The organism is Trueperella bernardiae (assembly GCF_001469025.1).
Lineage (GTDB): Bacteria > Actinomycetota > Actinomycetes > Actinomycetales > Actinomycetaceae > Trueperella > Trueperella bernardiae.
The window spans coordinates 14464-36083 of sequence record NZ_LNIZ01000009.1 but is presented as its reverse complement, the minus strand read 5'-3'; the positions used below and the strand labels follow the sequence as shown (position 1 = coordinate 36083).

20 protein-coding genes and 1 tRNA gene are annotated in these 21620 nt (G+C 66.7%); 14 read left to right on the top strand and 7 right to left on the bottom strand.

The window, feature by feature from the left end; translation table 11 throughout:
- The first annotated feature begins 6 nt into the window (after positions 1-6).
- Together AQZ59_RS08015 and AQZ59_RS08010 are read left to right on the top strand one after the other, a co-directional pair.
- Positions 7-834, top strand: a complete 828-nt coding sequence (locus tag AQZ59_RS08015) for a DsbA family protein (RefSeq protein WP_160326887.1) — start codon at positions 7-9, stop codon at positions 832-834.
- 151 nt (positions 835-985) lie between these two features.
- Positions 986-1058: transfer RNA gene (locus tag AQZ59_RS08010), tRNA-Thr, on the top strand.
- A 141-nt stretch (positions 1059-1199) separates the two neighbouring features.
- Here the strand turns inward: AQZ59_RS08010 and AQZ59_RS08005 are convergent.
- Positions 1200-1868, bottom strand: coding sequence for a uracil-DNA glycosylase (locus AQZ59_RS08005; RefSeq protein ID WP_062614144.1), 669 nt, complete (start codon positions 1866-1868; stop codon positions 1200-1202).
- Positions 1869-1977: 109 nt separating this feature from the next.
- On the opposite strand from AQZ59_RS08005, the gene AQZ59_RS08000 reads away from it, so the two are divergent.
- From AQZ59_RS08000 to groL, 6 genes are all read left to right on the top strand, one after another.
- Positions 1978-2682, top strand: coding sequence for an ABC transporter ATP-binding protein (locus AQZ59_RS08000; RefSeq protein WP_062614143.1), 705 nt, complete (start codon positions 1978-1980; stop codon positions 2680-2682).
- A 10-nt stretch (positions 2683-2692) separates the two neighbouring features.
- The gene (locus tag AQZ59_RS07995) at positions 2693-3709 is read left to right on the top strand and encodes a COG1361 S-layer family protein (protein ID WP_062614142.1); all 1017 of its coding nucleotides are present in this window, start codon (positions 2693-2695) and stop codon (positions 3707-3709) included.
- The gene (locus AQZ59_RS07990) at positions 3710-5083 is read left to right on the top strand and encodes an ABC transporter permease (RefSeq protein ID WP_062614141.1); all 1374 of its coding nucleotides are present in this window, start codon (positions 3710-3712) and stop codon (positions 5081-5083) included.
- Between the two features lie 135 nt (positions 5084-5218).
- Positions 5219-5614 (top strand): DUF3263 domain-containing protein, encoded by a 396-nt coding sequence (locus AQZ59_RS09000; protein ID WP_152994738.1) that lies wholly within the window; start codon positions 5219-5221, stop codon positions 5612-5614.
- 106 nt (positions 5615-5720) lie between these two features.
- Positions 5721-6311, top strand: coding sequence for a LytR C-terminal domain-containing protein (locus tag AQZ59_RS07980; protein ID WP_062614140.1), 591 nt, complete (start codon positions 5721-5723; stop codon positions 6309-6311).
- A gap of 272 nt (positions 6312-6583) precedes the next feature.
- Positions 6584-8209: a chaperonin GroEL gene (gene groL, locus AQZ59_RS07975; RefSeq protein WP_062614186.1), complete on the top strand. Its 1626-nt coding sequence runs from the start codon at positions 6584-6586 to the stop codon at positions 8207-8209.
- Between the two features lie 270 nt (positions 8210-8479).
- Here groL and AQZ59_RS07970 read toward each other — a convergent pair whose 3' ends face one another.
- Positions 8480-9793 (bottom strand): hypothetical protein, encoded by a 1314-nt coding sequence (locus AQZ59_RS07970; protein ID WP_145989888.1) that lies wholly within the window; start codon positions 9791-9793, stop codon positions 8480-8482.
- Between the two features lie 97 nt (positions 9794-9890).
- On the opposite strand from AQZ59_RS07970, the gene AQZ59_RS07965 reads away from it, so the two are divergent.
- Together AQZ59_RS07965 and AQZ59_RS07960 are read left to right on the top strand one after the other, a co-directional pair.
- A complete protein-coding gene (locus tag AQZ59_RS07965; protein ID WP_062614138.1) occupies positions 9891-10679 on the top strand; it encodes an SDR family NAD(P)-dependent oxidoreductase in 789 nt (262 codons plus the stop codon).
- The gene (locus AQZ59_RS07960) at positions 10676-11371 is read left to right on the top strand and encodes a lysophospholipid acyltransferase family protein (protein WP_062614137.1); all 696 of its coding nucleotides are present in this window, start codon (positions 10676-10678) and stop codon (positions 11369-11371) included. The genes AQZ59_RS07965 and AQZ59_RS07960 overlap by 4 nt, the downstream gene beginning before the upstream one ends.
- Positions 11372-11505: 134 nt before the next feature.
- On the opposite strand, the gene AQZ59_RS07955 is transcribed toward AQZ59_RS07960, so the two are convergent.
- From AQZ59_RS07955 to AQZ59_RS07935, 5 genes are all read right to left on the bottom strand, one after another.
- Positions 11506-13020 (bottom strand): sensor histidine kinase, encoded by a 1515-nt coding sequence (locus AQZ59_RS07955; RefSeq protein ID WP_062614136.1) that lies wholly within the window; start codon positions 13018-13020, stop codon positions 11506-11508.
- Positions 13017-13760 (bottom strand): response regulator transcription factor, encoded by a 744-nt coding sequence (locus AQZ59_RS07950; RefSeq protein WP_062614135.1) that lies wholly within the window; start codon positions 13758-13760, stop codon positions 13017-13019. The genes AQZ59_RS07955 and AQZ59_RS07950 overlap by 4 nt, the downstream gene beginning before the upstream one ends.
- Positions 13761-13769: 9 nt before the next feature.
- Positions 13770-14321 carry an NYN domain-containing protein gene (locus AQZ59_RS07945; protein ID WP_062614134.1) on the bottom strand — a complete coding sequence of 184 codons (552 nt, stop codon included), beginning with the start codon at positions 14319-14321 and terminating at the stop codon, positions 13770-13772.
- 81 nt (positions 14322-14402) lie between these two features.
- A complete protein-coding gene (locus AQZ59_RS07940; protein ID WP_062614133.1) occupies positions 14403-15158 on the bottom strand; it encodes a PspA/IM30 family protein in 756 nt (251 codons plus the stop codon).
- 47 nt (positions 15159-15205) lie between these two features.
- Positions 15206-17119, bottom strand: a complete 1914-nt coding sequence (locus AQZ59_RS07935) for a TPM domain-containing protein (RefSeq protein ID WP_082661238.1) — start codon at positions 17117-17119, stop codon at positions 15206-15208.
- A 213-nt stretch (positions 17120-17332) separates the two neighbouring features.
- Between AQZ59_RS07935 and AQZ59_RS07930 the strand changes: the two genes are divergently transcribed.
- The 4 genes from AQZ59_RS07930 (at position 17333) to AQZ59_RS07915 (ending at position 21567) form a co-directional block, all read left to right on the top strand.
- Positions 17333-17716, top strand: coding sequence for a cold-shock protein (locus AQZ59_RS07930; RefSeq protein WP_062614131.1), 384 nt, complete (start codon positions 17333-17335; stop codon positions 17714-17716).
- Positions 17700-18488, top strand: a complete 789-nt coding sequence (locus tag AQZ59_RS07925; protein ID WP_062614130.1) for a DUF3027 domain-containing protein — start codon at positions 17700-17702, stop codon at positions 18486-18488. The genes AQZ59_RS07930 and AQZ59_RS07925 overlap by 17 nt, the downstream gene beginning before the upstream one ends.
- Positions 18489-18494: 6 nt before the next feature.
- Positions 18495-19835: a mannose-6-phosphate isomerase, class I gene (gene manA, locus AQZ59_RS07920; RefSeq protein ID WP_062614129.1), complete on the top strand. Its 1341-nt coding sequence runs from the start codon at positions 18495-18497 to the stop codon at positions 19833-19835.
- Between the two features lie 265 nt (positions 19836-20100).
- The gene (locus tag AQZ59_RS07915) at positions 20101-21567 is read left to right on the top strand and encodes an NCS2 family permease (protein ID WP_201783178.1); all 1467 of its coding nucleotides are present in this window, start codon (positions 20101-20103) and stop codon (positions 21565-21567) included.
- Positions 21568-21620 lie beyond the last annotated feature (53 nt).

The following is a 21620-nucleotide window of genomic DNA, read 5'->3' as shown; positions in this document are numbered from 1 at the left end:
GGAACAATGGCAACGAAGAATAGCGCACAGAGCGTGACGAAGAAGGAACGGCGTGACATGGCCCGCGAGCGAGCGCGGATCCTACGGGAGCAGGAAGCTAAGCGGGCACGCCGCAATAAGGCGCTCATGATTGGTGGAATCGTGCTCGCGGTCGCGCTTGTGGCCTTCGCCATTTTGCAGATCGTCGGCAAGGGTGGCAAGGCAAACACGGGCGATTACGAGGGCACGGTCCGCCCCGCCACGCTCGCCAACGTCACGGACGACTACGGCATTGACGTCAATGCGGCCGGCGTGGCAGGCCAGGTGGTCGAGGATGCGGGCGTCTTCGCCGTCTATTCCGACTACACGTGCTCGGGCTGCATCAACCTCGAGCGCAACTATGCCGACACCTACCACAACCATGCCGACGCCGGCGAGCTCTCGGTGCGCCTCTACCCGGTGGCGACCCTGAACAACTCGGTGTCCGATAACGCCGCCGCGGCCATGTTCTACGTGGCCACATACGCCCCCGAGCAGGCGTGGGCCTACAACGATGCGCTGTTCGCACGCACCGCCGAAGCAGTCAAGGGCGGCGGAAGCGCGCCCACCCTCGCCGAGTTCGCCGACATCGCCAAGAGCGTGGGCGTGCCCGACGACGTGGCCAACGACCTGCCCGCGTCCGTCGCCTCCGACGACTGGAAGGCTGTGGCCGTTGCGGCCACCGACTCCTTCCGCGAGAAGGGCTACACCGCCACGCCCACCCTCGAGGTCAACGGCGTGGTGGACGATTCCTGGCTGGCGGAGGGCGACGTCGACTCGGTGATCCAGTCCGCGATCGAAGCCGGCGCGAAGTAAGCCTGGCGCCAGCGTGAAGTGAATCTGACGCCGGGAAGCCGGTGCGGGGCCGCGGGGAAGCATCCCCGCGGCCCCGCCGCATCCCCGCATGCTTGCTTTGTCAATGGTCGCGGGTATCTGGCACACTGGGATCGTCTGGCCCGTGCCAGGTGCCTCCTTAGCTCAGTTGGTAGAGCGCCGCTCTTGTAAAGCGAAGGTCGTCAGTTCGAGTCTGACAGGGGGCTCTCCCAAGGCTCCGGAACTCACCAGGGCCGGGGCCTTTGCTGTTCTGGTCGAGTCCATGGTCGTGAACCTGAGGCCCACCAGGCCGAAATAGCAACCGGCAGCCGGTATATTCACGACTTCTGTCGAACGCGCTCTGTCCCTTACTCCAGCCGCCAGTCGATCGGCTCCGCGCCCTGCTCCACGAGCAGGGCGTTCGCGCGCGAGAACGGCTTGGAGCCGAAGAAGCCCCGGGTGGCGGACAACGGCGAGGGGTGGGCGGAGGTGATCCTCGGCGTCGTGCGAAGAAGGGGCGTCAGCTCTTGGGCCTGCCGGCCCCACAGGATCGCTACGAGCGGCTGGTCGCGCTGGGCGAGCACGCGGATGGCGTGGTCGGTGATTGCCTCCCAGCCTTTGCCCCGGTGTGACGCCGGCGCACCCGGCCGCACGCTCAGCACCCTGTTGAGTAGCATGACGCCGTGCTCGCACCACGGGGTGAGGTCGCCGTGGGAGGCGGGAGCGATGCCGAGGTCGTCGCTCAGCTCTCGGTAGATGTTCGCCAGCGACCTCGGGAGCGGGCTGACCTGCCTGTCCACCGCGAAGCTCAACCCGATGGGGTGTCCGGGCGTGGGATAGGGGTCCTGGCCCACGATCAGAACCCGCACCTGGCTCAGCGGGTAGGAAAACGCGCGCAGTACGTTCTTCCCGGCGGGCAGGTAGCCGTGCCCGGCGTCGTTCTCGGCGCGCAGGAAGTCCCCCATCGCGTGGATGTTGGCCTCTACCGGCGCCATCGCCTCGGCCCATTCGGGATCCATGACGTCGCTCAAACTCATGCCTTTAACCTACACCGCCCACATCCTGATATCCGCCCTGCGGCGGACATCGGGGAGCTCGCACCTCGAATAGAATCGGCTTAATAATGCCGGCGAGGAAGCTAGGTTCGTGGTAGAAGAAATAGCAGTACGCACAAACGACCTGTCAAAGTTGTACAAGGTAGGCCGTTCGCACGTCGTCGCCCTCAACCAGGTCAACCTTGAGATTAAGAAGGGTACGTTCGTGGCCGTGGTCGGCACGTCCGGCTCGGGCAAGTCCACGCTGCTCAACATGCTCGCGGGCCTGGAGCCGCCGTCGGCGGGGAGCGTGGAGGTGGCCGGGTGCCGGATCGACAAGATGAGCCAGGCCGAGCTGGCCGCGTTCCGCCGCGACCACGTGGGTTTCGTCTTCCAGTCGTTCAACCTCATGCAGGAAATGACGGCGCTGGACAACGTGGCCCTGCCGCTCACTTTCCGAGGGATGGGCAAGGCGGAGCGGCGCAAGCGGGCCGCCCGGGCGCTCACCACGCTGGGCCTGGGCACGCACCTGAATCACAAGCCGAGCCAGATGTCGGGCGGTGAGCAGCAGCGTGTCGGCATTGCGCGCGCGCTCGTGTCCAACCCGGAGATTGTCTTCGCGGACGAGCCCACCGGCAACCTCGATTCCCACACCGCCGCCGCCACGCTTGACCTGTTTCGCCGCCTCATCGCGCACTACCACCAGACGTGGATCATGGTCACCCACGATCGGCACCTGGCCAGCTACGCGGACGTCATCGTTTCGATTGGCGACGGCCGCATCCAAGACATCACGCACACCAACCATATGGACTGAGGAGACACCCGTGAAACGCTTCAGCACCCTTTTGGCCTTCCTAACGTTGCTTTTCGCAGGCCTCATCGTTCCCGCCGCCAGCGCGGATACGGCAGATGCCCCCGAGCCGGGCGACGCGCCGACGGCCGACGCCCCAGTCCAGACCGGCAAGTCCACCCCGCGTCTCATGGTGGAGGGCTTTACTACCACGCCGAAGCCCGTGGTGGCAGGCAGCGATTTCGACATCGTCTTCACCGTCCGCAACACCTCCGCTACGGCCCGGGTGCAGAACATCAAGTTCTCCCTGTCGGCCGAGGGCGGGTTGCTGCCGCGCTCGGGGTCGGCGTCGGTGTACCTGGCCAAGCTCGGCCCGCGCGAGTCGGTGGACGTCACCATGTACTACACGTCCCTGCCCACGCTTGAGGACAGGCCCTACCCGCTCACCCTCACGATCGAGTATGAGGACGCGGATTTCACGGCCCTGACCTCCACTGAGACCGTGGCGGTCGTGGTCAGCCAGCCGGCCCGTGTGGAGACGTCGGTGCCGCAGGTGATGCCCGAGATGCTCACCCTCGGCGGCGAGGGCTCGATCGTGTTCACCGTGAACAACCTGGGCAAGTCCGCGATCTCGAACGTCAAGGCTTCCATCAAGGAGGGACAGGCGATCACGGGGCAGGAGGCCTACGTGGGCAACATCGCCGCGGGTTCCACTGCGAACGTTGACATGATCGTCCGAGCCGAGGACGTCACCGAGGGGCCCATCACTCTCGTCCTCACTTACGAAAACTCCGAGGGGGAGACGGCCAGCATCGAGCGCGAGGTGCCCGTCACCGTCATCGAAATGATTCCCGAGGATGGCCCCATCGCTCCCGGGGACATCGACGAAGAGGAGTCCACGATCCCGTGGGGTCCGATCGCGATTGGTGCGTTGGTGTTGATCGGCGTCGTGATCGTGGCGGTGATGGCCGTGCGTCGTCATCGGAAGAAGAAGGACGTCGAGGACGAGGCGGACGCGCTGAGCCTCCTGGATAGCGACGGCCTGATCTAAATGCGCTTTACCGACATCCTCGCATCGGCGGTGGCGTCACTACGACGCCGGCCGTTGCGTACCGTCCTGACCTCGACGGGCGTGGTGATCGGCACGATGGCCGTGGTGGTGATGATTTCGCTCGGTGTCGGGCTGGCGCGGCAGAACGAGGTGAGCGCCAACAGTCCGTCGGTGCGGCAGGTGAGCGTGCAGTCGCCGCCGCGGGCCGAGCGGGGTAAGCCCGCGCCGAAGATGGACGACGCGCTTGCCCGGTCGCTGGCCGGTTTCGAGGGCGTGGAGGCCGTGTTTCCGGTGTATGCCGTGGACATGAAGATGAAGGCGGCGGGTATGGAGGAGTACCTCCAGATCCGCGCCATTCCGTCCGACGGTTTCGAGAAGCTGGGCTATGAGCTGGCCTGGGGCGCGGCGCCCGTGCACGGCGGCACCGTGCAGTTGCTTGCGGGTGGCAAGGCCAACCAGTCGTGGGACCCGCGCACTGGCGAGTCGAAGGAGATCGACCTCCAGGGCCGCACCTACTTCCTTACGGTGGAAACCGAGGGCGGCATGGCCTACGAGATGGCGGAGCCGCAACCGGCGCCGAGCGAGGGTTCGAGTGAGGGTTCGAGCGAGGGTTCTGGGGGCTCGGGTGAGGGCACGACGTCGGTCGCGCCGCCGCGTCCGATCCTCGCCACCGTTTCGGGGCAGCTGTACGAGGAGCCGCAGGTGTGGTCGATGATATCGTCGTCGTACTTCGCCGACCTCGACACGTTGGTGGCGGCCCTGAAGAAGTCGATCTCCACCGAGAAGCTACCCGGCCAGGAGAGCGCGAACGCCAAGCCGGGGCGCAACTTCATTTACAACGAGTTCATCGTCATGGCCAAGGACGCCGACGCCGCCCTCAGCCTTTCCGAGGAGTTGCGCGATTCGGGTTACGGGGCTTACTCGGAGGCCGAGTGGATTCTCGAGGCGAAGAAGACGGCGGCGCGCATCCAGGCGGCGCTCGGCGGAATCGGCGCGATCTCGATGCTTGTGGCCGCGATCGGCATCGCGAACACGATGCTCATGAGTGTGTATGAGCGCCAGCGCGACATCGGTGTGATGAAGGTAATCGGCGCCTCGATGCGGGACATCCGGAGGCTGTTCCTCGTGGAATCCTCCTCGATCGGCTTCCTTGGGGGCGTGATTGGGATCGTGCTCAGCTACGTGCTGTCGGCGGTCATCAACACGTTGGCCTCCTCGCCCGACCAACAAGGTGGCGGCATCTCCCAGATCCCGCCGCTGCTGGCGGTGGCGGCGGTTGCGGGCGCGACCTTCATCGCGATGGCGTCGGGCATGGTGCCCGCGCGCCGGGCCATGAGGCTCAGTCCGCTGGCGGCGATGACGGCACAGCGCTAGCGGCTGGGCCGGGACTAGCGCACCAATCCTTCCTGTTTGCGGCGTCTTTCTGACATCCGCGACGGCAATTTGCTATCGCGCGTGTCGGAAAGGCGTCACAAATTATTGTCGGAGGGGCGCGCTAGAGTGGTGGGCATGGACGACGAGCTGACAGAGGTGGAGCGTTCGATCCTCGACATCGAACGCGGTTGGTGGCGGATGGCCCCTACCCGGGAGCAGGCCATCCAGCGTCAGCTGGGGATGACGGCGTCGAAGTACTACCTGGTCCTGTCGCGGATGCTCGACGAGCCGCGGGTGTGGACTGCTGATCCCGCGCTTGTGGACCGGCTGCGGCGCTTGCGCGACTCGCGCCTGACCGAGCGCGGCCTTGACTTGCCGGAGGTGCCGGCCCCTCATGCGCCGCGCGGGGGAGGGCCCGAGGTGGGTGTCGGGTCTGACTTGGGTGACGGTGAGTCCGGCGGTGAGGGCGAGGCGGGTGGCCAGAGCGGGCAGGACAGCCAGGGCGCACTCGAGCTCGACGGGCGCGATTAGGCCGCAGATAGGACTGGGGGCGCCGACGAGGCGCGGGCGGCTCGGCCGCGAGCCGAAACACAGCCCGGAATCTCGATTCGGTGCCGATTCCCTGTAAACTTGCCCCGTGGCCACTACATATCCTGAAGACGAATTCGACCGACTCGCCGCCGAGCGCAAGACGATCGGCGGCCACCGCCAGCCTCCGAGCGCTCGCCCGTGGATCATCGGGATCGTCGCGGTCTTGGTGCTTGCCCCCTTGCTGGGCATCGGCATTGGGAAGTTGGTTGCGGGGTCGGACTCGCCGCGGGTGGAGACGACGTCGTCGGCGCCTGCCCGGGAGACCACGGAGCCGGAGGCTACGGAGACCAGCGCCGCGCCCACCGAGGAGCCGAGCGCCACGGAGGAGCCCAGCGCCACCGAAGAGCCGGCGGCTGAGCCGAATCTGAGTCAGCGGGTGCTCGTGCTCAACGGCCGCGGGACCGCGGGCTTTGCCGGGCAGCAGTCGGCGATCCTGCAGGAGGCTGGGTTTACGAACCTCAACGTGGCCGATTACAAGGGTGGGGCTGAGCCGACCGAGTCCACCGTGTATTACAGCGGCGCCGAACATAAGGGCACCGCGAAGAAGGTAGCTGAGACCCTTGGGTTTGCGAACGTCGTGGAGGATGCGGCGGTGACGGGGCAGTACCAGACGGAGGTTGTCGTCGTCGCGAGGTAGCACCTCGGGCGGCGCATGCGGAGCCTCACGCTCTCACGAGAAGTTGATATAGCCGCGCTCAACTTTTAGCCGGCGGTGAAACGGCCGGGCGGGGTCGTGGGGAGATTTGCACTCCCGGGCGTCGAGTGCCAAAATCGTTACTGGCACTCTTGAAGTGAGAGTGATAATTCTGCAGCCGATGAGGCTCGCCGATGGCCGGGAAGGAAACGGCCGCACGCGGGTCGTCCGTCGCGGGCGTCGGCTGGACAACCACTAACGTGGAGGAAGTTCGCATGGCAAAGATCATTCATTTCGATGAAGAGGCGCGCCGCGGGATGGAGCGGGGCCTGGACCTGCTCGCCAACACCGTCAAGGCAACGCTTGGCCCCAAGGGCCGCAACGTGGTTCTCGACAAGCAGTGGGGCGCCCCCTCGATCACCAACGACGGCGTGTCCATCGCCAAGGAGATCGACCTGGAGGATCCGCTCGAGCGCATCGGCGCTGAGCTGGTGAAGGAAGTCGCGAAGAAGACCGACGACGTCGCTGGCGACGGCACCACCACCGCCACCGTGCTCGCCCAGGCGCTCGTTAAGGAGGGCCTGCGCAACGTTGTGGCCGGCGCGAACCCGATCGCCCTGCGCCGCGGCATTGACCTGGCGGTTGACGCCGTCGTCAAGCAGCTGCTCAAGGACGCGAAGGAAGTTGAGACCCGCGAGGAGATCGCCGCTACCGCGGGTATTTCCGCGGGCGACGCCGAGATCGGCGAGCTCATCGCCGAGGCGCTGGACAAGGTCGGCAAGGAAGGCGTGGTCACCGTTGAGGAGTCCAACACCTTCGGCACCGAGCTGGAGCTCACCGAGGGCATGTCCTTCGACAAGGGCTACCTCTCCCCGTACTTCGTAACCGACGCGGACCGCCAGGAAGTCGTGCTCGAGGACGCCTACGTCCTGCTCGTCGAGTCGAAGATCTCGAACGTCAAGGACCTCCTGCCGCTGCTGGAGAAGGTCATGCAGACCGGCAAGCCGCTGGCCATCATCGCTGAGGACATCGAGGGCGAGGCCCTGGCCACCCTCGTGGTCAACAAGATCCGCGGCACCTTCAAGTCCGCCGCCGTCAAGGCCCCCGGCTTCGGCGACCGCCGCAAGGAGATGCTCCAGGACATGGCAGTCCTCACCGGCGGCCAGGTCATCTCCGAGACCGTTGGTCTCAAGCTGGACACCGCCGATATCTCGATGCTCGGCCAGGCGCGCAAGGTCGTCATGACCAAGGATGCCACCACCATCGTTGACGGCGCCGGCACCGAAGAGGACATCAAGGCTCGCGTGTCCACGATCAAGGTCCAGATCGAGAACTCCACCTCCGATTACGATCGCGAGAAGCTGCAGGAGCGCCTCGCCAAGCTCGCGGGCGGCGTGGCCGTCATCAAGTCGGGCGCGGCCACCGAGGTCGAGCTCAAGGAGCGCAAGCAGCGCATCGAGGACGCGATCCTCAACGCGAAGGCCGCCGTGGAAGAGGGCATTGTCGCTGGTGGTGGCGTTGCTCTGATCCAGGCGGGCGACGAGGTCCTGGCCGGACTCGGGCTCGAGGGCGACGAGGCCACCGGTGCGCAGATCGTCAAGATTGCCGTGGCCGCCCCGCTCAAGCAGATCGCTGAGAACGCTGGCCTCGAGGGCGGCGTCGTTGCGGAGAAGGTCCGCTCGCTCCCCGCGGGCCAGGGCCTCAACGCCGCCACCGGCACGTACGAGGACCTGCTCGCCGCCGGCATCGCCGACCCGGTCAAGGTGACCCGCTCTGCCCTGCAGAACGCCGCCTCGATCGCAGGCTTGTTCCTCACCACGGAGGCCGTGGTGGCGAACAAGCCGGAGCCGGCAGGCGCTGGTCATGATGACCCCGCCGCGGGCATGGGTGGCATGTACTAAGCCGCACGTAGCTGGATAGGGGGCGGCCCGCCGAGGAGACTCGGCGGGCCGCCCTTTGTCTGTGCGGGAGCCTGTTTGGGTCGGTGTCTACTTGGGCCTCCGGCAGTCACGCCGTTGCCTCGGGCTGTGAAGCCTCATCCCTCCTCGCCGGCGTGACCGCCTCCGGCTACCCAGATCTGCCCGGACGTTTGCGACGCATTTCCGGCAGGGGCGATGGCAATTTGCTGTGGCGGGTATCAAAAAGGTGTCGCGGATGCGGGGTGGGCTGGGCTATTCGACCAGGCCGGAGGGGAAGTCAGTCTCCCGGACGCGCTCCAGGGCCTCGCGCGCCCGCTGCGCCTCCTTGGCGGCCTTGGCGCGCTCGATCTTTTCGTAGGTGGCGCGGGCGATCTCGTCGCGGCGGGCCTGTTTGGCCTCCTCGGGGGTGAGGGGGCGGTCGGGCATGCCGGGGTCGAGGTCCGCGGAAGCGGACTCCAACGAGGAACCCACATGCTCCGTCTGCGACGGGGCAGGAGCCGCCACGGGCCGCTTCTCCGGTTCGGCCATGAGGCCCGGGTGCGGGGCAGTAGACTCGCGGCCGGAATCGGCGCCAGCGGTGGTCGCGTCAGACTCGAAGTGCGCGTGAGGCTCGCGGGGCTCGGCGGGAGCCCCGACGGACGGATTGCTGACACCTGCAGGTCCGCCATGCGGCGTTGAGCCGGGCCCGGCCGGACTGCCAGTTCGATCGGCGGCGGTTTCGGCGGCGTGAGCGCCAGCCCCAGCCGCCCCCGCGGCAACGCCAGCACTCGGCCCGCCGGCAGCACCAGCTACCGCGCTAGCACCCGGCCCGCCATTCCCGCCGAGCTCGGCCTTAATCACCGGGATGCTCCCGGTGGTCTTCTGCAGTTTAACGATCAGGCGCTGCCGCTCGAGTTCGAGGTTCTGGCGCGCGGATTGCTCCCACTGCGTGGCAAGCGGGGTGCTGAAGATGCGACGTCGGTCGAGCAGGCGGGTGACCACTTCGAGGCGCGCCTCGAGGAAGTGCAGTTCGGGGATGTGGGCGTATTCCTCGCGGACCTTCTCCATGTAGGTCTTGTACTTTTGGGGTTGGTTGGCAAGGAAACCAAGGTGGGCGTCGGTGAGGACGAGCAGGTCCATGTCGTGCGAGTCGAATATGCCGGATTCGGGCACGGGCAGGGGGTGCTTGCGCATGTGGAGGATGAGTTGGCGGATCTCTTCTACGGTGTCGCCGGGGACGCCCAGTTCGTCGAGGTACTTGGCCATGAGAGCCGCGGAGGCACCGCGGTCTTCGCCGCCGTTACGCGTGTAGAGGGCTTGGCCGTCGGTGGAGAAGACAAGCCCGTGTCCCCAGGCAGCCAGCCGGACGACGTCGGCGTCCTGCGCCTCAACAGCGAGGGCATCAACGCGGGCCAGGAGGTCGTAGAGGTGGGACGTGCCGTGGAAGTGGCGGCCGGGGCTGGACCACAGTTCGATGAGGAGGCAGCACACGCGGTCGATGGTCTCGCGTGGGGCTGTTGAACCTACCGCGAGCGCGGAACGCATGAAGGATTGCGTTACCCACTGGGGTACGTCGGTACAAGACATCTCTCTCCAAAATTTCGATGACGTCCGCGATTCTACCTACAATGGCGGTAGTATCTGAATCGGCAATGTTCTATCTGGGCCGGAGGGCGATGGCAGTATGACGCATCCAACGTCACTCGTGCGCGGGAGGGCGCTGATTACGGGCGGTTCGTCGGGCCTGGGCTTGGAGTTTGCGCGGCAGTTGGCTGCGCGCGGCTTGGATCTTGTGCTCGTGGCGCGTGACGCGGAGCGTCTGGCGCGGGCGGCGCAGGAGTTGCGTGGTTCGGGTGTGTCGGTGGAGACGCTACCGGCGGATCTTTCCGACGACGACGGCGTCGCGGCCGTCGCCCAGCGTCTCGGCTCTTCGCAGTCCCCGGTTGACGTTTTTGTGAACAATGCCGGCGCTGGTCTGTATGCGAAGATGGCTACCGCGGATGCGTCGGAGCTGGTGGCGGGCGCGGAGCTGATGGGGATCACCCCAATGGTGCTCGGTGGTGCGGCTGCGGCGGCGATGAAGGAGCGCGGGCGCGGCGTCATTATTAATACGTCGTCGATGTCGGGTGCGGCGCCAATGGGCGCGTACTCGGCGATTAAGGCGTTTGTGCGGGTGTGGTCAGATTCGTTGGCCATTGAGGTGGCACCGTTTGGCGTGCAGGTGGTGACGTTCATCCCGGGGTGGGTGCGCACCGAGTTCCATGCGCGCACGGGTGTGTCCACGTCCTCGATCCCGGATTTCCTTTGGTTGGATGCCCAGCGCGTGGTGGCCGAGTGCCTCGCCGACGCCGACCGTGGCCGTACCTCGTCCACCCCTTCGAAGCGCTTCAAGCTTATTGGTTTCCTGGCCAAGCACGCGCCGGCGGGCGCGGTGGCGGTGGCGGTGAAGAAGCTGAATAAGGGTCGGCGATGAGCGAACTGCAACCGCTGGATGACTATCATTCGGAGTCGAAGATGCACGCACGTAAGAACGTGCGGAGGTTTTTCACGCGCCCGGCGCTGAAGACGATCCTGTCCACGAATGTGGAGGGGCAGGAGAACGTGGAGGGCCTGGAGGGGGCGTACGTCGTGGTCGGCAATCACACGTCGCATCTCGACGCGCCGATGGTGTTCACGCTGTTGCCGGAGCACATGACGGAGAGGCTGGCCACGGGCGCCGCCGCGGATTATTGGTACCGGCGGCCCACCCTGTCGAAGATCACGGCGCTGTTTTTCAACACGTACCCGATCGAGCGCAAGCGCGGCGCGAACCAGGTCAGCGGGCCGGCGAAGGGCATGACCGCGCGACTGTTGCGCGAGGGCATCCCGATCTTGATCTTCCCGGAAGGCACGCGCTCCCGCTCGGGGGAGATGGGCGAGTTCAAGGTGGGGGCCGCGGCGCTCGCGATCAAGTTCGGCATCCCGATCGTGCCGCTGGCCCTGCGCGGCGGGCATGACGCGATGCCGGTGGGTGCGGTGCTCCCGGCCCCGAACCGCCCGCCGGTGGACATGTTTATCGGTAAGCCGATGTTTGCCGAGGAGGGCGAGGACGCCGAGGCCTTCATGTCCCGCGTGCGCAGCCAGATTCTGGCGATGCTGGAGCAGGGGGCTGCAAACCCGGAGTAGCCCGCGCCCGCCGGCCCTGGGTTTGAATTATTTTGGACGATTTCGGGGCGATCTCCTCATATGAGGAGATCGCCCCGAAATCGTCCAGTGTTTTTAAATCGCCCCGTGAGTTGCTCGCGTGCGGGCAGCCGGGCTCAGCGCCCGAGCAGACCCCGCTTCTTCTTGGTATCCCCCGTCATCACTCCCGGGAATTCGAGGCGGATGGTGAGCCCGCCGCCGGGGGTATCGAAGGCCTGCGCCGAACCGCCGTGAACTTCCATGATGGCGGCCACGATCGCGAGCCCAAGCCCGGATCCGCCCGACCCGCGCGAGCGCGAGGTGTCGGTGCGGAAGAATCGCTCGAAGATGCGCCCGGCCTGCTGGGCGTCGATGCCGGGGCCGTGGTCGCGTACGTCCACGACGCCGACCTGCCGCTCCGCGTCCACGCCCACGGCCACCTCGACGGGTGTGCCCTCGGGGGTGTGGTTGATGACGTTGGATAGCAGGTTGGTAATCACCTGGGTGACCTTTTCCGCATCCGCAGTGACGATGACCGAGCAGGGCTCGTCGCCTGTGAGTCCCACGACCTCGGCGGGCCACTGCGGGGCCCGCACGTGAAAGTCGGTGACCGTGTTGAGCGCGATGGTGGCCAGGTCGACGGGCTGCATGTTGATCTGGCGCCGCTCGTCAAGCCGGGCCAGCTGGAGGAGGTCTTCAACCAGGTGGGCCATGCGTTCGGATTCGGATTCGATGCGGGACATGGCGAGGTCCACCCCGCCGTCGGGAACGCCACCCAGCCGGTAAAGCTCGGCGTATCCGCGGACGGTGGCGAGCGGGGTGCGGAGTTCGTGGGAGGCGTCGGAGACGAATTGCCGCATGCGTTTCTCGGAGGCCACCTGCACCTCGAAGGATTCCTCCACGCGGGCGAGCATCTTGTTGATCGACTGGCCGAGCAGGGCCACTTCGGAGCCGTCGGTGCCGGTCGGTACGCGCACGGACAGGTTGCGGGCGGCCACCTCGTGGGTGGCGCGTTCGATGTCGCGCAGGCCGGTGAGCGACTGGTCGACCAGCAGGTAGGCGGCGAGCGCGCCGAGGATCAGGGTGATGAGCACGAGGGTGGCGAGCGCTCCGCCGAGGTTGCGCACGGTGTCATTGATCGGCTCGAGCGGCAGGCCGATCACCACCGATCCCACCGAAGTAAGGTTGGTGGGGGAGTAGTTGAGGTCGGTGGTGATGATGCGCCACTCCTGCCCGTCGCGGGTGGAGGGCACGGTGGAGGGCGCTGAGCTTTTGCGCTGGGCCAGCAACTCGGGGTTGAGCGGCGTGCCGTTTTCGTCCTTGATCTGGGAGTTGACAACCGTCAGGTGCCCGAAGGGCACGTTCGCCGCCGGATTTGTGTACGTAATAAAGAGGTAGAAGTCGCTGGGCAGGAGCTGGTCTTGCGTGTCGTTGATGAGCTGGTCGATCGTGACCGTGGCGATCGTGCGGCCCGAGGAGCGCAGGTTGCGGTCCGTCTCATCGATGAGCGAGCCGCGTAACGTGACCGTGGCGAGCCACGACACGGTGACCAGCACGATCGCCATGATGACGATGAACGCGAACACGATGCGGACCGACAGGGTCCGCCGCACCTTCGGCGCCGGGCGCCGGGATTGGAACGTGACGTTCATTTCGCCCGGCGTAGCACGTAGCCGATCCCGCGCTTGGTGTGGATGAGCGGTTCGAGGGCGGCCACCTCGTCGGGGTCGGTGATCCCGAGCGCTTCGGGCGAGTCGATCTTGCGGCGCAGGTAGGAAATGTAGGATTCGACGATTGACGCCTCGCCCACCCAGTTGTAATCCCACACGTGGTCGAGGATCTGGATCTTCGACACCACACGCTCGGCGTTGATGAGCAGGTAGCGCAGGAGCTTGTATTCGGTGGGCGACAGGTCGACGTCGTGCCCGGCCCTGCGTACTTCGTAGGAGCTTTCGTCCATTTCCAGGTCGTGGTAGCGCAGTACGTCGGAGCTGGCGGATTCGGGGGCGGTGCGGCGCAGGATCGCGTGGATGCGCGCTACTACCTCCTCGAGGGAGAACGGCTTGGTGACGTAGTCATCGCCGCCCACTTCCAACCCGCGCACGCGGTCCTGCACGTCGTCCTTCGCCGTGAGGAACAGGACCGGCAGCTCGGGCTCCTGTTCGCGCAGGTGGGTGAGAACTTCGAAGCCGTCCATGTCGGGCAACATGATGTCGAGCACGACGATATCGGCCAGGAACGTCCGCTCCACCTTGAGCGCCTCGGCGCCGTTTTCGGCGGTGGCGACGTCGAAGCCGGCGAAGCGCAGCGAAGCGGAGAGTAGCTCGCGGATCGTGGGCTCGTCGTCGACCACGAGCACCTTCGTCTCGGGCTTCTTTGATGCCATGTCCATCCTGGGTCCTTAGATGAAGGCGAGCGGATCGAAATCGTCGATGTCGATCGGGTAGATGCGGTTGAGGGTCTGGTTAAACGCCGCCACGTCGTATTCGAGGTCGATGATTTTCAGCCCCTGGTCCTCCAGTTCGGTCAGCTGGGCCGAGAGGAATTCGCGGAAGCACATGATCGCCACGCGGTGGCCGGCGTCCAGCAGGTCGCTGACCTGGGGGAGGTAGTCGACGTCGTGGGAGGCGATGACGATGTCCGCGCTCGGGCGGTGCATCCCGATCGCGTCGAGCGTGCGCTGGATGCCGACATCCACGATCTTCACGTGCGGATCGTCGGACGTAAGCAGTACGGGCTTCCAGCCGATCGCCAGCAGGGCCTGGACGAAGGTGAACGCGGTGCGCTGGGAGGCGTTCATGTAGAACAGGCCGGTGGTCTCCTCGTCCTCGCCCCATGGGCGGTAGCGCAACACGCGATCCCAGCGGGGGCGCTCCTCCGGGTGCGGGGCGCGCTTGAGGATGTTGACGCCCAGGGTCGCGTCGATATTCTCGCCGTCGATCAGAAAATACATATTCTCATGCTATCGCGGAATGAGGCGGCGAGGTGCCCGGGGTGGGCCACCTCGCCGTCGTATCGCGCTGGGCTGATCGATTTAGTAATCGGTGAATTCCGTGCCCTCGATCGCCTTGGGTGCCTCGCCTGCCTGGAGGGCGGCGAGACGGGCGGCGACCTCGGCGGACGTGTCGGTTGACTCCAGCTCGGCGAACTGGGCATCCAGCGAGGACGCGGACACCTCGGCCTTGCCAGCCGCAATGGCTTCCTCGCGGCGCACCTTGTCCTCGAAGCGGGCAAGCTCCGAGGTCGGGTCGAGCACGTTGATCGACGCGATGGCGTCCTGGACCTTGTTCTGGGCCGCGGCGGACTTCTGGCGGGCGCTGAGCTGATCGCGCTTGGACTTGAGCTCTGCAAGCTTGCTACGCATGACGTTCAGGCCGTCCTTGAGCTTGGACACCACTTCCTGCTGGGAGCGGATCATCGGCTCGGCCTCGCGGGCCTCGCCCTCGTGCTGGATCTGACGCTCGAGGGCCACCTTGGCGAGGTTGTCGAACTTCGCGGCACCGTCCTCGTTTCCGGCCGCGCGCATTTCGTTCGACTTCGCGACGGCGGCCTGTGCCTTCTGCCCCCACTCGCGAGCCGAGTTGATGTCCTCGTTGTAGTCGGCCTCGGCCAGGCGCAGGTTACCGATGGTGACGGCAACCGCGTCCTCCGCCTCGGCGATGGAGTTGGTGTAGTCGCGCACCATCTGGTCGAGCATCTTCTGCGGGTCCTCGGCGCGGTCGATGAGTGCGTTGATGTTGGCCTTGGCCAACTGTGCCATGCGCCCAAGGATGGACTGCTTTTCTGCCATGGTAAATTACCTTTCTCTTACCTGGTCAAAATTGGACATGGACAAAACTAGAATCCTCGGCGCCCGCCGGTAGAGCCGCCGCCACCGCCGCCGAAGCCACCGCCGAAGCCACCGCCTGAGCGGCCTCCGCCCCCGAACCCGCCGGACAGCCCGCCGATGATGAGCCCGCGGGCTACGCCGGACAGGATCGACCCGGCGAGCGCCCCGGCGAACGCGTCGCCGTCGGAGGAGTACCCGCCCGAGCCGTAGGGCCCGCCGCGGTTCATCCGCTCCACGTCCGACAGGGCGGCCTGCTTGGCGCGGTTGGCCGCCACGCGGGCGGACTCAGCCAGCTGCAGGCGCTCTTGCGGATCCTCGCCGCTTGCCGCCTGCTGGTAGGAATCCTGGGCTTGGGCCAGCTGCTCACGGGCCCCGCTGCGGGCCGAGGCCCGGTAGCGCGTGACCGTGGCTTCGGCGTCGTCGATCGCGCGGCGCGCGTAGGCGAGGGCCTGGTTGGCGTTGGCCTCGAGCTTCTTGCGGTTTTCCTCCGCCGCGCGGAAGGGCTCGAGGGCCAGGTCGATCTTCGTCTCGGTCTCGTGCAGTTCCTCGACGCTGCGGAACGGGTCCGCGTTCGCCCCCGATGCCCGCTGCACCGCCTCCTGGGCCGTGGCCAGTAGCGGCGCCACCGTGGGATCGGTGGGGGCCAGCCGGCGGGCGTCGGCAATATCGGAGGACAGCGAGGCCACGCGCTCGCGCATCTCCGCGCTCGCAGCCTCCAGCTGCTGCGGGGCGTTGAGGAGGGCGTCCGTGAGCTGGGAGGCCTGGGCGAGCGTGGCCTCTGCCATCCGCACGTACGGCACCGCCCCGTTGCGATCGCCCGCGGCCACCTCGGAGTCGGCCGAATCGAGCGACGTGCCCGTGGCCTCAAGCAGGTGCGCCACCTGCGCGGGATAGGTGCGCAGCGTGGCGAGCGCCGACGCCGGGTAGTTCACCTCAAGGTTGTCCACCGTGCGCTTGCCCAGCTCCAGGCGCTGGTTAATCTCCGCTACGCGCGTGCGGAACTCGGCCACCTTCGCATCGGCATGCGCGGCGAGGTTGCGCAGCTCGGAGAATTCCTTCGTGTGGTGCTCGAGCGCCTCCTGCGCCGACCGCACCAGCTGCGTAATCTTCGCGCTCAGGTCCAGCTTCTGCTGCGGGGTCTCCGGATCGGCGTCGTGAAGCTGGGAATGGATCTGGAAGGCCGCCGACGTCGCCTCGCGCGCCTTGTCGATCGTTAGCTGGAAGCTTTGGGTCGCCTCGAGCCCGAACTCGGCGCGGGCGAACTCGAGTTCAGCGCTGGCCGCACGCACGTCGTCGTCGACCTCGAGCAGGGCCGCCGATGCCTCCTGGACCTGCTTGTCCGCGTCCGCCACGGAGGCCTTCGTCTTACGGCGATTGGCGACGGCGATCGCGCCACCCGCGCCCACCGCCACCGTGCCAATCCCCACCAGCGGCCACGGGAACCCGCCCGAATCGTCCACGAGCTCCCCGCCACGCGCCACCGACGCCACGTTCTTGGCGAGGGTGGTGACGCCGGCGTCCCAGTCGCCGTCGCCGAAAAGATCCATGACGTACGGGCTCAGCGACTCGTTCAGCACGGCCTCGGACACGTCGCCCGAGCTGGTCGAATGCCAGCCCACCTCGAGCGTGTCCACCGAGATGACCACCACGCCGTCGTACTTATCCATCCCCGACACCGCGTGCGTCTGCTCGGCCCACTCCTGGGCGTCCATCCCGTCGAGGTTCTTGACCGTCACCACCCACAGGTCCTGGCCCGGCACCTTCTCGACCTCTGCGGCCGCCGCCGCGTCGTCGTCGACCACGCCCGCCAGGTCGGTAAAACGCGCATCCAAGTCCTGGGGCGGTTCAGCGAACGCCGCCGCGGGCACAAGCACGATTCCAAGTGCCATCACCGTTGACGCCAGGACGTGCGACTTTCTCATGGGACCTCCCTGAACCTGCGCGTGTGTCGCGCAACACTAACCTACCAATTCCGGCAAGCCCCGCGCGAGTAGATGCCGGGCCGGGCGCCGATATCGCCTCAGAGCGGACAGGCCGGGGTGGCGGCGTCGTGAAGAAAAAGAGGCACAGGAAAAAGCCGCGGCGAAAGTGTCATAATAGGTGGACGTAACAACATTGATGAAAGGGAACGCTAGGTGCCTAAGGGAAAGGTGAAGTTCTTCGACGAGAAGAAGGGCTTTGGTTTCATTGCCGGCGACGACGGGCAGGAGGTCTACCTGCCCGAAACTTCGGTGCCGCTGGGAGTGCGCCTGCGTGCTGGAACGCGCGTTGAATATGGCATCGGCGATACGCGCCGGGGGCCGGCCGCGCTGCAGGTCACGGTGATCGAGAAGCAGAAGTCGCTGGCGGCCGCGAACCGCCGCTCGGCTGAAGACATGGTTCCGCTCATCGAGGACCTCATTAAGATTCTTGACCATGCTTCCACCTCGCTCCGCCGCGGGCGCTATCCGGAGGGCGGCGCGCGGATTGCTCAGGCGCTGCGGGCCCTCGCTGAGGATTTTGATGTCTCATCGTATTAACCCAACCCACAACGTCACTCGTGAAAAGACGCTCGCGCGCGCCGTCGACCAGGCGCGCGAAGCCCTGCTCGACGTCACGCACGCGTCCAACGTTGGCGAGCACGCCGGCGTGGTGCAGGAGGGAGAGCGCGTGGTGACGCACGCCTTCACCTGCCAGCTGCCCGGCTACAAGGGCTGGTTCTGGACCGTCACGCTCTCGCGCGTGCCGCGGGCCCGGCGCGGCACGGTGGACGAGGTCTCGCTACTGCCCGGCCCAGACGCTCTGCTCGCCCCTGAGTGGGTGCCGTGGGCAGACCGGCTCCGGCCCTCCGACGTCAGCGGCACCGACCGTCTGCCCTACAACCCCGACGACTCCAACCTCACCGCCAACGACCCCCTGCTGGATGAGAGCTTCGAGGCCGCGGGCGTGGACGGGGACGAGCTCGCCGAGTTTGAACTGGGGCTCGGCCGGGCGCGCGTCCTGTCCGATCAGGGCCGCCAGGAGGCGTTCAAGCGCTGGTACGACGGCGACGGCGGCCCCCACAACCAGGCCACCCGCACCGCCAAGGCTACCTGCTCCACCTGCGGCTACCTGCTCCACATGGGTGGCTCGGCCCGCCAACTGTTCGGCGTGTGCGCGAATGAGTGGAGCGCCTACGACGGCCGAGTGGTCTCGCTCGACCACGGCTGCGGCGCACACTCGGAAACCGATACGCCCAAGCCCGATAAGATGTGGGACCCCACCGACCCCGTGCTCGACGACCACGATCTGGATATCACCGCGAACGAGTAGCTCTCCATGCACATCATTCAGGGTCGCGTGCGCGATTATACCTGGGGCGCGCGCGATGTGATCCCCGAGTTCTTCGGCCTGCCCGCCGCCGACACGCCCGTTGCCGAGCTCTGGCTCGGCGCGCACGCCGGCGCCCCCGCCCGGTGCGGGGTGGGGCCGCACGCGGTCGCGCTCGCGGCGGAGGATGTGCGTGTTGACGACGCCGGCCCGGCGGCTAGCGCTGGTGGTGCCGGTGAGGCCGGGGCCGATGTCGCTTGCCCGGCCGACGTCGTTAGTCCAGCCGACGTCGTCAGCCCAGCAGGTCCCGCCGCCGACCTGCGCGACTACATCGCCCGCGACCCGGAGGGCGTGCTGGGCCGGGACGTCATGCGCCGCCACCAGGGCGAGCTGCCCTTCTTGCTCAAGCTCATCGCGCCGGCCCAGCCCCTGTCCTTGCAAGTGCACCCGTCGATGGAGCAGGCGGCCCGGGGGTTTGTGCGCGAGTCGGAGCGGGGGATCGCGCTCGACGCCCCGAACCGCTCCTACAAGGACGCCCTCCACAAGCCCGAGCTGGTCTACGCCTTCACACGCTTCGAGGCCCTGGTCGGCTTCCGCTCCCCGCGCCGGATTATCGGCGTGCTCGAAGGGCTCGGCACCGAGCTGACCGACCGCCTGGCCGACCTCATTCGCTGCGAGCCCAACGCGGGCGGGGTGCGCGAGGCCTTCTCCTGTCTTCTGTCCGCTTCGCGCCCGAGCGCGGACGCCGTGGCGGAGGTGGTCGAGGCCTGCCGCACGCGCCCCGCCGAGGACTCGCCCTCCCCGCGCGCGGACGCGATCGTGGGCCGCCTGGCCAGTTTCTTCCCCGGCGACCCCGGCGTGGTCGCCTCCCTCCTCCTCAACCCCGTCACGCTCAACCCGGGCGAGGCGATGTTCACCCCCGCCGGCACGGTCCACGCCTACCTTTCCGGCTTCGGGCTGGAGATCATGGCGAACTCCGACAACGTGCTGCGCGCCGGGCTGACCTCAAAGTATGTGGACGTGCCCGAGCTACTCGACGTCATGGAGACCGTGGCCGCCCCGCCCATCCGCATCGCGCCCGAGCGGATCTCGCCCGTGCAGTCCACGTACTATGCCCCCGTCGACGACTTCGAGCTTTCCATCGTCAACCTTCGAGATGCCACCCGGCGCGTCAAGCTGCGCGGTGCCGGCCCGCGCATCCTCCTGTGTGTGGCGGGCGCCGCCGAGATCCGCACCGCCTCCGGGCAGTACTGCCTCATGAACACCGGCCAGGCCGCGTTCGTCCGCGCTGACGATGGCATCCTCCAGGCGCGCGGTGCCGGCCGGCTCGTCCTCGCGGAGGTCCCGTAAGGCGGCCGGGTACCCTGGTCGGGCGGTCTGGCCGACGGAACTCGTGAATATATCGGCTGGCGATTGTTATAGCCACCTGGCCGGCCTCAGATTCACGACTTGTGACGGGCACACCCGGTACCGGGCGGTAATTGGGAGGGTGGCGCCGTGAAGCCGCGACCTCGGCAGTTGCCTGTTTCACAATGTGACCAACGCGTCGCCGCGAGTCTTTCAGAGTGTGAGACGGAAGTTGCTACACCTGTTTCGCGGTGTAAAACTCACGTAGGTGAGCACTACGAAGACCACTGTGAATAAGCAGAACACACCATCCATTCTTGATTCTTACTTCCGCCTCTCCGAGCGCGGATCGTCCGTGCGCCAGGAGCTGCGCGGTGGCCTCGTGACCTTCTTCGCGATGGCCTACATCCTCGTGCTGAACCCGATCATCCTGTCGGGCCCGGATTCGACCGGCCAGTTCCTCGGCGGCGGCAGCGAGCCGAACCTCCCCGCGATCGCGGCGGGCACCGCCATCGTCGCGGGCCTCATGTCGATCCTTATGGGCGCCGTGGCGAACTTCCCGCTGGCGCTCGCGGCCGGGTTGGGCCTGAACTCGATCGTGGCCTACACGATCGTCCAGCTCCCGGGCATGACCTGGGCCGACGGCATGGGCATCATCGTCATCGAAGGCATCGTCATCGTGCTGCTGGTGCTGACCGGCCTGCGCGAGGCGATCTTCCGCGCCGTGCCGAATGTGCTGCGCACCGCGATCTCGGTGGGCATTGGCCTGTTCATCACGCTCATCGGCCTAATCAACTCCGGCATCGTGGGTACGGGCGCCACCCCGCTCGCTTTCGGCGTCAACGGCTCGATTTCCACGTGGCCGCTCGTCGTGTTTCTTGTGGGCCTGGTGGTCACGCTCGCGCTGATGGTGCGCCGCGTGCAGGGCGCGATCCTGTGGGGCATCGTCACCGGCACCGTGCTCGCCATCATCGTCGAGGCCGTTGGCCACCTGGGCCCCAAGGGCGCCGAGAACGTCGGCGGTTGGGGCCTGACCATCCCCGCGGTCGAGGGCTCGCTTGTCCAGGTGCCGAGCTTCTCCACGCTCGGCCAGTTCTCCATCACCGGCCCGTTCCAGAAGATCGGCGTGCTTGCAGTCATCGTGCTCGCCTTCTCGGTCATGCTCGCCGACTTCTTCGACACCATGGGCACCATGGTCGCCGTCGCCTCCGAGGGCGACCTGCTCGATGAGGACGGCAACCCGCCGCACACGCAGTCCATCCTGCTTGTCGATTCCCTCGGCGCGATCGCCGGCGGCATGGGCGGCGTGTCCTCCAACACGTCCTTCGTCGAATCTGCCACTGGTGTTGCCGACGGCGCCCGCACCGGCCTGTCGACCATCTTCACAGGCATCTTCTTCCTGCTGGCCACCTTCCTCGCTCCCCTGTTCGCGATGGTGCCCTCCGAGGCCGCGGCGCCCGCGCTCGTGGCGGTGGGCTTCCTCATGATGCAGCAGGTTACGGAGATTGAGTGGACCGACCTCAAGGTCGCCATCCCCGCCTTTGTCACCATCATCTTCATGCCGTTCGGATACTCGATCACGGTGGGCATCGGCGTGGGCTTCATCGTCTACGTCATTATGCAGGCGGTGGCCGGCAAGGCCCGCGACGTGCACCCGCTCATGTACGCTACGGCGGGCACGTTCGTCATCTACTTCCTGCTTGATCCGATCAACAAGGCGCTTGGCCTGGCCTAAGGCTGGCTAATCGTGGGGCCCGGGCGAACGCCCGGGCCCTTTCCTATCCCCGA